This window comes from Candidatus Lokiarchaeota archaeon (assembly GCA_014730275.1).
Lineage (GTDB): Archaea > Asgardarchaeota > Thorarchaeia > Thorarchaeales > Thorarchaeaceae > WJIL01.
This window is the reverse complement of the sequence record WJIL01000035.1, coordinates 1-12078: the sequence shown is the minus strand read 5'-3', so window position 1 is coordinate 12078 and position 12078 is coordinate 1. Positions and strand designations below refer to the sequence as shown.

10 protein-coding genes are annotated in these 12078 nt (G+C 45.7%); 8 read left to right on the top strand and 2 right to left on the bottom strand.

Annotation, left to right across the window (positions count from 1 at the left end; translation table 11 throughout):
• The first annotated feature begins 1027 nt into the window (after positions 1 to 1027).
• The 3 genes from GF309_04695 to GF309_04685 are packed head-to-tail and all read left to right on the top strand — an operon-like array spanning position 1028 to position 5085.
• A complete protein-coding gene (locus tag GF309_04695) occupies positions 1028 to 2398 on the top strand; it encodes an aminomethyl-transferring glycine dehydrogenase subunit GcvPA (GenBank protein MBD3158066.1) in 1371 nt (456 codons plus the stop codon).
• The gene (locus tag GF309_04690) at positions 2398 to 3957 is read left to right on the top strand and encodes an aminotransferase class V-fold PLP-dependent enzyme (protein MBD3158065.1); all 1560 of its coding nucleotides are present in this window, start codon (positions 2398 to 2400) and stop codon (positions 3955 to 3957) included. Before GF309_04695 ends, GF309_04690 begins: the two co-directional genes overlap by 1 nt.
• Before the next feature lie 48 nt (positions 3958 to 4005).
• On the top strand, positions 4006 to 5085 hold the full coding sequence (locus tag GF309_04685) for an ATP-NAD kinase (GenBank protein ID MBD3158064.1): 1080 nt from the start codon (positions 4006 to 4008) through the stop codon (positions 5083 to 5085).
• Between the two features lie 344 nt (positions 5086 to 5429).
• Here GF309_04685 and GF309_04680 read toward each other — a convergent pair whose 3' ends face one another.
• Positions 5430 to 6326 carry an EamA family transporter gene (locus tag GF309_04680; GenBank protein ID MBD3158063.1) on the bottom strand — a complete coding sequence of 299 codons (897 nt, stop codon included), beginning with the start codon at positions 6324 to 6326 and terminating at the stop codon, positions 5430 to 5432.
• A 54-nt stretch (positions 6327 to 6380) separates the two neighbouring features.
• Positions 6381 to 8342, bottom strand: a complete 1962-nt coding sequence (locus GF309_04675) for an aldehyde ferredoxin oxidoreductase (GenBank protein MBD3158062.1) — start codon at positions 8340 to 8342, stop codon at positions 6381 to 6383.
• A 171-nt stretch (positions 8343 to 8513) separates the two neighbouring features.
• Between GF309_04675 and GF309_04670 the strand changes: the two genes are divergently transcribed.
• Genes GF309_04670 through GF309_04650 form a run of 5 tightly spaced genes read left to right on the top strand, consistent with a single transcriptional unit; the run spans position 8514 to position 11943 of the window.
• Positions 8514 to 8795: a hypothetical protein gene (locus GF309_04670; protein ID MBD3158061.1), complete on the top strand. Its 282-nt coding sequence runs from the start codon at positions 8514 to 8516 to the stop codon at positions 8793 to 8795.
• 3 nt (positions 8796 to 8798) lie between these two features.
• Complete coding sequence (locus tag GF309_04665) at positions 8799 to 9542, top strand: ATP-binding cassette domain-containing protein (protein ID MBD3158060.1); 744 nt, start codon at positions 8799 to 8801, stop codon at positions 9540 to 9542.
• Between the two features lie 6 nt (positions 9543 to 9548).
• Positions 9549 to 10253 (top strand): ATP-binding cassette domain-containing protein, encoded by a 705-nt coding sequence (locus GF309_04660; GenBank protein ID MBD3158059.1) that lies wholly within the window; start codon positions 9549 to 9551, stop codon positions 10251 to 10253.
• A 26-nt stretch (positions 10254 to 10279) separates the two neighbouring features.
• A complete protein-coding gene (locus GF309_04655) occupies positions 10280 to 11488 on the top strand; it encodes a M24 family metallopeptidase (GenBank protein MBD3158058.1) in 1209 nt (402 codons plus the stop codon).
• Between the two features lie 17 nt (positions 11489 to 11505).
• Positions 11506 to 11943 (top strand): DUF3830 family protein, encoded by a 438-nt coding sequence (locus tag GF309_04650; protein MBD3158057.1) that lies wholly within the window; start codon positions 11506 to 11508, stop codon positions 11941 to 11943.
• The last annotated feature ends 135 nt before the right edge of the window (positions 11944 to 12078 follow it).

Genomic DNA, 12078 nt, shown 5'->3' with positions numbered 1-12078 from the left:
TTGTTACTCACTGTACAGTTACATCAGTTGAATCATTCTACAATCAAGTAAAACCCCTAATCGAAAAAGGATTACACGTAATTACAACTTCAGAAAAAATGAGCTATCCCTGGCACACCCACCCCGATCTTGCAGAGGAGATTCATAATCTGGCAAAAAAGAACGAGGTGTCCTTGATAGGCACAGGGGTGAACCCCGGTTTTGTTCCAGACCTCCTTCCGCTGACCCTAGCTGGTATTTGCAAAACCGTGGAGAGTATTGAAATTAATCGAGTTGTTGACTTTAGTGAGTATAGTATGTTCCAACCGCCGTACATGGGTTTCGGCATGGATCCAGAGGACTTCAGAAAAGGTGTCAAAGAAGGTGTCTGGACCTTTGGCCGTTCACCCTTGCCTGGAAGGAAGGCGAATATCCATCTTCTCGCAGATGCTATGGGTTGGGAGATAGATAAGATCAAAATCGAATACGATGCCCTCATTTCGGAAAGTGAACGAGAAACGCCCTTTGATTTCACTATAATGCCCGGAGAGGTAGCTGGAGTCGTGCAAATCGGTACGGGCTTTGAGAATCAAGAAGAAAGAATTGTCATAAAATCATATGCCGTTTGGGATCCAAGACCTGAAGATGGTGTGAGTCCCGGAAACACAATAATAGTCAACGGTGAGCCTTCACACAGAATGGAGCTGACAGGCGGGACAGTTGACAGGGGCGGTTATGTTTCTGCACTCAGACAGGTGAATATGATTCCTCAGGTGATTGAGGCTGAACCAGGATTACTGAGAGTACAGGACCTCCCGCTGGTCCTGCCACTTTCTTGAATAGATAGAACAGAAGGTTCTCGACGATGAAGAATACACAATCAATTCATGGGATGTTCACGGTAACAAGATGCTTTGCCGCCGATTCTACATCAGAATCCAAGCAAAGCACAACTCTAGTTTCATCGTATCATAACAGCAAAGCTATGTCGGCTGTCTTCATGAGAAGATGTAGGACATGCATTTTTCGAACTGAAGTGTGAGGAAGAATGAGTAGACATCAATACATACCTAATAGTGTTCCAGAAATTAAACGTGAAATGCTAGAAGAAATAGGAATCGAAAGTGTGGATGAGCTTTTTGCGTCAATACCTGAATCGATAAGATTCAAGGGAACTCTTGACCTGCCTCCGCAAACTCCAGAGATGGAAGTACAGAAACACGTTTCATCGATTCTTGGGAAAAATACAACCGGAAGAGAGATGCTTTCTTTTCTCGGTGGTGGATGCTGGCAGCACTATGTACCAGCAGCATGCGATGAGATAAACGCAAGATCGGAGTTCCTGACAGCCTATACCGGAGACGTTTACTCCGACCTAGGTAGATATCAAGCGCTTTGGGAATTCCAGAGTATGATAGGCGAACTGGTATCAATGGATGCGGTATCCTTTCCCACCTACAGCTGGGCAACAGCTGCGGGAGATGCTGTCAGAATGGCGGCAATAGTTGCTGGCCGAGACAAGATACTGCTCCCGGAAACAGTAGGGCCATACCGACTTTCAGTAATCAAATCACATTGTTCAGATTTGGCTGAAGTAGTAGAGATTCCCAAAGATCCTTCAACTGGCGGAATGAACCTATCTGCCCTTGAGAAAGAACTGGACTCTGATACTGCTGCGATATATCTCGAGAATCCTTCCTACTACGGATTCATCGAAACGCAGGCACCCGAAATTGGGGAATTAGCTCATGAGCATGGTGCCCTGTTCACAGTTGGAGTAGAACCACTCTCTCTTGGTCTGATTCAAGGTCCAGGTGACTACGGTGCGGATATAGTATGCGGTGAAGGACAACCACTTGGCCTACATCCTAGCTTTGGAGGAGCCCTTCTAGGTTTCTTGACCTTCAAGGATAAAGAGGAGTACATGGCAGCGACTGGTCATAGAATCATTACCATAACAACCACGCAGAAAGAGGGAGAGAAAGGATTTGCCTATGTTCTCCCTCACAGCACCATGTTCGGAGCAAGAGAAAAAGCTGCGAGCTATACAGGGACCGCTACCGTTCTCTGGGCAATCACTGCGGCTGTGTATATGTCCTTACTGGGACCCAAAGGAATTACTGAAATTGCCCAGACTATCGCTGAAAGGACAAAATATGCCACAAAGAGACTTTCAGAAATTGAGGGGATTCAGTCGCCGATTTTCAGCCTACCCCACTTCAAGGATTTCACAGTCAACTTCACCGAATCCGGGAAGACTGTTGAGCAAGTCAACAAAGCTCTATTGAAACACGGTATTCAGGGAGGAAAGGACCTTGAATATGAGGGATTAGATAACACGGCGTTGTACTCTGTCACAGAGATTCATACTAAGGAAGATATCGATAAGCTTGCCCATGCACTTGAGGAGGTATTGTAATGAAGAAATGCGAAGACACAGGATACCAAGCTGTAAGATGGAATGAGCCGCTAATTTTCGAGCTCGGAAAAAAGGGACGGCGGGGGTTTGATGTACCCCGGTCCTCTGAGGAACTCAAAGAATCTGTTGGCGATATCAAGTCGGATATCCCAGAGAGCATTAGAAGGAAAGACCCTCCGGGCTTGCCCGAGCTGACAGAACCTGAAGTTCTAAGACATTTCATTCGCTTGTCTCAACAGACCTATGGCACTGATTCTGGTATCAATGCAGGAGTGGGGACTTGTACAATGAAGTACAACCCCAAAATAAACGAGAAGCTAGCAAGGGCTGCCAAGCTTGCTCATCTGCATCCAGATCAGGAGGAGGAAACAGTCCAAGGTATTCTAGAAATCATGTACCGTCTGAAGCAATGGCTGTGTGTGATATCAGGATTGGATGAATTCTCTTTACAACCTCGAGGTGGTGCCCATGCAGTATTTGCAAACGCAACAATCATGAAAGCGTATCTTCAAGCTCGAGGAGAATTGGAACAAAGAAATGAGATAATCACCACGGTCCTATCTCACCCATGTAATGCATCTTCTCCCGGTGTCGCAGGGATGAAAATACTTTCTCTCTATCCTGATGAAGAGACTGGGATTCCAAGTGTCGAAGCGCTGAAAGAAGCAGTTTCTGATAAGACAGTTGGTATGATGATAACTGATCCTTATGACACCGGTGTTTTTGATGACAACATCACAGAGTACATAGATATTGTTCACGATGCAGGAGGCCTCGTAGCAATAGATCAAGCCAATGCCAATTGCATTCTCGGAAAACTCAGGATTGGTGATACTGGAGCAGACCTCTGCCATTTCAATTTGCACAAGTCTTTCTCAACGCCTCATGGTTCTTGCGGGCCAGGAAGCGCCCCTATTGGAGCCAGAGAGGAACTAGCAGAGTTCCTACCAACACCCTTGGTTGAATTTGACGGTGAACGATACTACCTTGAGCGAGATAGGCCGAAAAGCATCGGTCAAATAGGTAGCTACTATGGAGTTGTACCCAACGCAATTCGGGCCTATACGTGGATAATGACTACAGGTGCAGAGGGAATGGAAGAGGTGTCGGAAATAGCAGTGCTAAACAGCAACTATCTCGCACGGAAACTCATAAAGATAAAGGGAATTGATTTGCCCTGGTTCGACTCACATCCACTACGTATGCAAGAGGGTCGTTTTACGGTTGAGAAGATGAAGGAGGACACCGGGATTGGTATTGCAGATGTGAATCGACGTATAGTTGATTTTGGAATCCAAAGATGCTTTACCTCGCATGAGCCATGGATAGTACCGGAACCGTTCACTCCGGAACCTACTGAGTCTGTTAGCAAGGAAGACCTCGATCGTTTCGCCGAAATCTTCCAACGAGTTTCTGACGAGGCATACAACAATCCGGAAATCGTTAAGGACGCCCCACATTGCTGTTCGATTTCAAAAGTCGACCTCGGTCCTGCAACAGATTCTGAGAAATGGGCTACCACATGGAGAGCATACATCAAGAAGAGGGAGCGAGACTAAGTGCCCAAGAGTAAGACACTAGGCTTGATTGTCAATCCCATTGCTGGGATGGGGGGCCGAGTTGGCCTTAAGGGAACAGATGGTGCTCAAATCAAAGAGAAGGCCATCCGACTTGGGGCCACAAAACGCTCTCCCCCCAGAGCAGTTGAAGCGTTACGTGAAATTGCACTGATGAAGGATGACATCGATTTAGTCACATATCCTCATGAAATGGGAGAGAATGAAGCCATTGAGTGTGGTTTCAGTCCAAGAGTTATCGGTTCTGTAGAAAGTGGCAGTACTACTGCTGAAGATACAAAGAGAGCTGCAAGAGAAATGGCAGACTTAGAAGTAGATATGATTCTATTTGCAGGAGGCGATGGAACAGCAAGGGACATTTGCGAGGCTATTGATCAGGAGCTGCCTGTCTTGGGCATACCCACCGGTGTGAAAATACACTCTAGCGTCTTTGCAGTAAATCCTAGAAAGGCAGGCCGTCTGGCGGTAGATTATCTGAGAGGGGAAGCTAGTCTTAAAACTGCAGAGGTCATGGATATCGATGAAGAAGCGTTTAGGGAGAACAGGCTATCAGCTGAGTTACATGGATATCTCAAGATTCCTTTTGAAAAAAGACTTGTACAGCCAACCAAGAGTGCTTCGTCTCCAGGAATTGATGAAGAAAGTAACAAAGAAGCAATAGCTGAATACGTGGTAGCCGAGATGGATGATAGCATCTTCTTACTTGGGCCCGGGACTACAGTCAAGGCAGTCGCAGATAGATTGGGAACAGAGAAGACATTGTTAGGTGTAGATGTGGTTAATCAAGACGAGATACTTGCTAGGGATGTCAATGAGGATGAAATACTGGAGCTTGTCAAAGGAAAAGATGTCAAAATCGTTGTCTCTCCAATTGGAGGACAAGGTTTCATCTTCGGAAGGGGCAATCAACAAATCAGCCCTGAAGTTATCAAACAAGTTGGTCGAGACAACATCATCGTGATTGCCACCAAGAGCAAGCTCTCATCGCGAAAACCAGGAGAACCCCTCTACGTGGATACTGGAGACAAAGATGTAGATGAGATGCTCAGCGGATATATGAGGGTAATTACCGGATACCAAGAGGAAGCAGTTGTGAAGGTTTCACGGTAGGGTTGTACGAATCTCCTTAGCTCCGTATCACTTACTTTGCAGCTCTGATTCTTCTGCCTTGTTAGCAGGTATAATGAATCTGCTACCATCAGCGTTGCGGACGAGAACACATCCACATCGAGTGCACTTGAAGTACCTGTTGGGGCCCTTCTCCCCCTGCTGATCACCAATATAACGTAGACTATGATTGCAGCTCGTCATTTGAATCAAACTATACATAATCGACAAACAATATTAGTCTTATGTGTTGTTTTGAACCAAATACAGAAATAGAAAATTAGAATCGAAAATATTTCAATAATTCATTTGCTATGATCCTCTCTCAGTATTGACGCAAGCCATTGCTAGAATAACCATAAAACGAATATGCCTAGTACAACTACCAGAGAACCAAATGCACTTCTTTTCGTAACATTCTCATCGAGCACAAGTAAACCAAGTATACCGGAAAAAAAGGGAGTAGTTGAAGATAGGGGAACTACGATCGATGATGGTGCGTGGAAAAAGCTGAACGTAAGAAGAAACCATCCAAGTCCTAGAGAGATTACCCCACCAACTACTAAAGCGAGAAGAGATTCTCCCGGTATCTCGATTAGACGAAGTGACTTGTCAAGAAATGGAATAGAAAGACCAAGGAAGAGACCAGCTGATAGAACGCGGAGGGCATTGACAGAATATGCGTAGTTCATGTTGGATTCTCCAGCAAGTGAAATGGCCGCATCTGTGAAAAGGAGACTAATCGACCAGACGAATGCTGCTAACAGAGCATATGCAATTCCCTTGTAAATCTGCTCCTTTTCTAATTGGAGCTCACTTTCTCCATCGGCTGAGATTTGATAAAGGCCAACAAAAACAAGTAGTCCGCCAAGTACTATTGACAATCGTATAGGTTCAATATCCAAAAAGACAGTCAAACCAATGCCAAAGAGTGGATATATCGTCGTAATGGGTACAGCACGAGTAATCCCGATTTTTTGGATGCTCTTCAGGTAGAGAATGTCACCGATAGCAAGACCAATAATGCCACTCAACATTGCGAGGAAAATTGCATCTAATGGAATGGTTGGAATACCATACATGAAAAATATGAGAAATTGCAGGCTCCCCATGATGGCGCCCACACAAATACAGCGTGCAATACTTGCTGAGACAGGATTTGTCTTCTGGAGGGCACTACCATAGAGTACAGCGGCTACACTGAAACAGATTGCCGCACCTAGTGAGCCCAGTTCTCCAATCATGAATTCCCCACCTTTAGTTACGTAGGAAACAGAGCCATCCTTTCCAGATAATAACTATTCTGCAAGATAACCCAGCTTATCCAGATCGTCTGCGATATCCTCCAAACCCAGTTCCTCCAGTTTCTCTCTCTTCTGTAGACCGCTTTCTATGTCCCAGCCCCGAAGTTCATAGTATTGATCCAGTAGAGTATTCAACTTGTCTTCTGTTACAAGTGCTTCTTCTGTGTTTCGGGGTTCAGAAGGTGGTACGTCCTCCCTGAATCTCCAAGGAATACTGTCATGCTCTCTTCCACCAAATCCGAATTTGGCATTGAAGGCTTTCTCTACATTGTAGATTCGCTCTCCAGTATCGAGCATCTTCTGTCCATCAAGATCAAAGCCTGTAGCCGCAGAAACAATCTCTGCCAATTTATCAGGCTTGGCACTATCAGTTACGAAATATGATTCAGTCATGAGAATCAGTGATGGTGTCTTGCAAAGGCCGAGCGCATCTATCAAAGCTCCAATATGCTCGCAAAGCACAACGAAGAATGGCTTGCCTTTCAATGACCACTCATCAGTGGCTTCAGGAGAAACTCCAAAGATACGAGTGGCTTGGTCTTGATAGCTTTTCAAGGATGCCACGTAAACCAAACTCCGGAGGTGGTCTGCGCCACGTGTCGAGGTGGAAAATGCCAATGCCCATCCAAAGGAGCCTCTCGGATCAACCGCGGTATAGGGAATCCGTTTACTGTGAATGACATATTTCTCTGATCCTCGTCCTATCTCCTGAGCCGCCAACCATGATCCATCTGCCAGAACATCACCGAACCCCTCGCGTCGAGCTATCTTCTTGACCATTTCAACAGCTACATCGGTGTTGCCCCAAGTGAGTTCTATTCCTCCTGTATCCTCCTTGGTAATGATTCCTTTCTCATATATCTCCATAGCCCACGCAATAGTGGCTCCAACTGTACAAACATCCAAGCCTAGGTCATTGCAGAGCATGTTCATGTGGAGAACGGCTTCAAGGTCCTCTACTCCAAGGTTTGAACCCAGATGTACTTGTGCTTCATACTCAGGTCCTTCACTTGCAGTACCTGCAAATGGTCCGGCTGGTACTTCATACCGCCTACTACAAGATATAGGGCAATTGTAGCAACCTTTTCCTTTTACAACGTACTCTTCCAATAGCTCTTGGCCACTCATCTTCTGAGCAATTTCTTCAGGAAGTATGTTTTCGGACCAGTTCTTCGTTGCTAAACGGCCTGCTTCGTTGACCGCTTTTAGAAGAAAGGTTGTGCCCAAATCCTGCCAAGTTTGGTATAATGGATGTTCAAGAATCTCATTATGTGCCTCGCGGGTTAGCTCCCCGAATCTCTCGGGATCTGCGAGTCTAACACCCTGTGTGCCTAGGACTGCTACTGCTTTCAGTTTCTTTGAGCCCATTACTGTAGCAATTCCAGTGCGACCAGCAGCTCGAGTCCCATCTGACATAACGGAACCACCCATCACCATGTTCTCCCCCGCAGGTCCGATAGTGGCTATCTTGGCTTCCTCTTCTCGAACTTCTTCTCGTATCCTATCACCAGTTTCAGCTACTCGCTTTCCCCATACATTCTTGGCACTTCGAAGCTCTGCTTCGCCATCATTTATCCACAGGTAAACTGGTTTGTCCGATTTGCCTGTGAAAACCAGATGGTCGAATCCGCTCCATTTGAGTTCAGGTGCCCAATGGCCTCCCGCATTTGAGTCTCCGAGTATCATTGTCATGGGCGAGCGAGAAGAGACATTCCATCTGCCACAACTAGGAGCCGTAGTGCCCACTAGAGGGCCAACGCCAAAAATGACTGGGTTCTCAGGATCTAGCGGTTCGACGTTGGGACCAACACGGTCATAGAGAATCTTTATGTTTCCACCACGTCCCCCCAAGTATTGCTTCATAAGCTCTGTAGGCGTATCTTTCTTCACCACTTTGCCTTTTGACAAGTCAACATATAGCGTCTCTCCAGCAAATCCGAAGACATTCTTTTTCATTGGTTTACCTCTTTTGGGTCCCTTCTCCGTAATTCAAGTATTGAAATTAATGCTCATCAAATCATAATATTTCGAACATTGTTGAATTACAAAGCACCCTTCTCGAAAGAAATATAAAAACGTTCCTTTATTCCCTAGACAATGTCTGTTCCAAAAGTGAGAATAAAAATCGTGCATCCCTTTGTAAAAATACAAAACGGGATGGAACTAGAACTCAAAGAAGGCTCATTCCAGAGTCAGCTAGATGATTTTCTCAAGAACATGATCAGTGAAAAGAGACACTCCTTCCGACGCATCAATCGGGAAAATCCCTTGGAAGGGTGCATCGTTCTGAATAATGGGAGAGAGATCGGTTATATCGATGAGAATGGATTTCAATATGCAGGACAGACAGACGATCACTTTGGAAATTGCGATGAGATTGTAATCACTTTACCAGTAGCCGGAGGATGAATTATGAAAAATTCGGATATTCTATTTCAATGTAAGAACATAACAAAGACATTTGGAGGTCTCGCAGCGGTACAAGATGCAAGCTTCAAGATCTATGAGGGAGAAGTAGTTGGCCTCATAGGCCCCAATGGAGCCGGAAAGACAACCCTGTTCAATGTAATGACGGGCGTATTGAAGGCGAACAAAGGACAACTTTTCTTCAGAGGGGAGGAAATAACAAAATCGAAAGCTCACGAGATATCTCGGATGGGAGTGGCAAGAACATTCCAACTCATGCGGGCTTTTGAGGAAATGACAGTTGTCGAGAATGTAATCACAGGAGGAGCCTTTGGCGCAGGCAAACCCCACATTGAGGCAGAGGAAGACGGCAGGAAGTACTTGGATTTCGTTGGTCTAGATGACTACGAAAGTACTTCAGTCTCTAATCTGACCCCATTTGATAGGAAGAAGGTGGAACTTGCTTCTGTACTCAATACAGATCCAGATTTGCTACTTCTGGACGAACTGGTTGCTGGCCTCAATGAAGCTGAACTAGGTGACGCAATTGACTTAGCAAAAAGAATCAGAAGCGAACTGGGTATCACGCTTTTCTGGATTGAACACGTCATGCGCGCAATAATGTCTGTCGCTGAACGGATAATAGTACTCCATCGCGGTGAAGTGATAGCGAACGGCCCTCCGAAGGAGATTTCTCGTGACGAAGATGTGATTGCAGCATACCTAGGACAGGAATATGTACAGGAGTGATTAAGGATGCTTGAAGTCAATAATATTGATGTATCGTATGATGGTTTGAAAGTATTAAGAGACATCTCGCTCGAGGTTGAAGAGAATCATGCAGTCGCAATTGTCGGTCCAAACGCAGCTGGGAAGACTACGACATTTAAGACAATTGTTGGTCTATTGAAACCAGATAATGGATCAATCCATTTCGAAGGAAAGAAAATAGACGGGAGAAGAGCTGACGAAATACTAGCGGAGGGTATTGCTCTCGTACCTGAAGGGCGCCTGCTATTTCCTGATTTGTCCGTGCGTGAGAATCTCGAGATGGGAGCCAAGATTCGAGGGGGAATTAAGAATGCCCAAGACACCTTGGAATGGGTTCTCAATATGTTCCCGATTCTCGAAGAGAGAAGCAAACAGATGGCGGGGTCATTAAGCGGAGGAGAACAACAGATGCTCGCAATCGGAAGAGCCTTGATGTCTGACCCGAAGCTACTCCTCCTTGACGAACCTTCACAAGGTTTAGCACCCATGCTGGTCGAGAGAGTCTTTGAGGCCATGGATGAGATTGGAACCGAGGGGAAGTCAGTCCTAGTTTCTGAACAGAATGTCAGACTTGCACTTGATTTCTGCGATGACGCATACATTCTGGAGAACGGTAGAATCGCAATGAGAGGCAAAGGCTGTGATTTGATCGATGATGATTACATCAGAGAGTCATATCTTGGCCTCTAAAAAGAGGTAATGGAGAGTAGAGATAGATGTTTGATGAAACGAAAGAGTCCCTGCTGGAAAGAATCTATCCTGAGTTTCCTTCGGCCGAGTACGAATCGAGGTACGAAACAGCCCAGAAGGCCATGGAAAAAGAAGGATTAGATGCACTAATTGTGACAAAGAAGAACACCGAATATTTCACGGGCTGTATGACCACAATTGGCCCGAAACTAGGAATCATTCCCCGGGACCAAAATCCAGTGCTCCTTATCCCGGCCTTTCTGAGCGGAACCGCGGAAAGGACTTCATGGGTGAGAAACATCGTGAGGCATACGGAAGCTCATCTTAAACATGAGAAAATGAGTTTCGCCAAACTAGTCGTTAACACCCTCACCAAAATGGGACTTGATAATGGAACAATTGGGCTTGAACAAGGCGAAGACCTAGAATCCAGTCTACATTTCGCGGAAGTAGAATACCTCAGGAAAAAGTTGCCCAATACAGATTTTGTCCCGGGTGGAGATGTTCTGTGGGCGTGCCGAATGCGGAAATCATCTAGAGAGATAGAAAGGCTTCGTACTGCTGCGAGCATAGCAATGAAAGGCTACAACACAGCCAGAGACCAACTAGATTTGGGCATGACAGAGATTGAAATCGCAGAAGTCTTCAAAGAGGTTCTCATCGAAGAGCAAACAAAAGAAGGCCACAATACGAACAGCATTGGATACTTCAATATCCGCGCTGGAAGTGAACGATACCCAATGGCGGACACCTTCAACCAAGATCGGCCCATACAGGATGGCGATGTCTTGGTCATGAATGTTGGCGCCTGGTTTAGGAGATACTATGCAAACTGGTCCCGATATGCGTATGTGGGTCAACCACCTAACAAATTCAAGAAAGCTCACGAAGCTATTGTTCAGGCGATCGGAATATTCCAAGATAATCTTGAGCCAGGAGCTGTTTCAAAAGAGATTCATGACAAAGCGATAAAGCCACTGAAAGACTGTGATTGCGGAGAAACATTCGACCATACTGGTATAGGTGTAGGGCTCCATATCCATGAACCACCATACATAGGGCATGGACGAGAAGATGTGGTTGATCCAGACAATGTCTTCTGTTTCCAAGCTTGGATTTATGATGTTGATAATGATGGTATGGGAGTACTGGGCTATGAGCATGAATTTGTGGTAACTGAATCAGGCTGCAAGCCCATAGTGCCAATGGAAGATGAACTCCTCTGGATTATCTAGAATGAAGAATATAGCCTATGGTGAGGAATCAGAAAGTGACAGAAATAGTACTGTCTCTCGGAGACGAATCGGTTGAAGCAATAGCAGTTCTGCTCGAGGAGAGAGCTCCCAAGGCCACCAAGGTCTTGTTGAACTCTCTTCCGATTGAAAGAGAAATCTGGCATGCGGCATGGTCTGGTGAATGTATCTTAACGGTTCCAAGCGGAATCCGAGATACTAAACAGATTGGCGAAGAAAACCAAACGATATACACGGGTCCAGGAGATTTGGGCATTGACACCAGTATTGATGAATTACTGATATTCTATGGACGAGGGCAACCCCGTTGGAAGGTCGGCCCCGCGCCCATCACTGTCTTTGGCCGCATAACGGAGGGCCTCGACAGCTTTGCAGAGGAATGCAAGAGCATGGTGAAGGTCGGAGCTAAGACACTTCGGATCAGAAAGAGGGAATGATTTCCTCCCCGATTCGTTCAATCAGACCTATTGTGCCTTCTACAGTTCCGAAGGACAAAGCTGTGATTTCATCAACCTTTGACTCGAGAGATTCTATTCGCTCAACGCATTCATTCCTAGTACCGCAGATAGAGA